Annotated in this window: 1 protein-coding gene; it reads right to left on the reverse strand. The window is 50.5% G+C overall.

Annotated features, from left to right (window positions below; all coding sequences use genetic code 11):
• Nucleotides 1-383, reverse strand: a 383-nt coding sequence (locus ACW9H9_RS28830; RefSeq protein WP_457346738.1) for a hypothetical protein, incomplete at its 3' end; no start/stop codon positions are given.
• Nucleotides 384-402: the final 19 nt, after the last annotated feature.

Below are 402 nucleotides of genomic sequence, written 5' to 3' on the forward strand. Positions count from 1 at the left end.
CTGCCTGACGGCAGGCCGTTACCGGCCCGCACACAAAAAATCTGACAGTCCCAAATCGAAGACTGCATAACTAAGCGTCTAGCCCTTAATGAAAGAGTTATGAAAAACGCTGTGTGGGCGACAGCAAAGTAGATAATGCCCATTACGCTGACCGTCCTGCTTCCCGCTACACCCTCGCCCAAGAGAGGAAGAATTACAGCAGCGTTCATTGTCCAAACAATTATTGCGGCGACTAGGCCTACGTACCAGGCGGACTTTACAAAATAATCGGCGGCCAATTTCACCAGGACTATGGCCATGAGCAAACCTACGAAAAAATGAAACAGCACCTGAACAACATAGTTACCCGGATCGTGTCCCTGGAAGTGGTGTAACTGAACCAACCGAAGGCGCCCTGTAGGC

The sequence above is a fragment of the Pseudomonas sp. SDO5215_S409 genome (assembly GCF_054071325.1).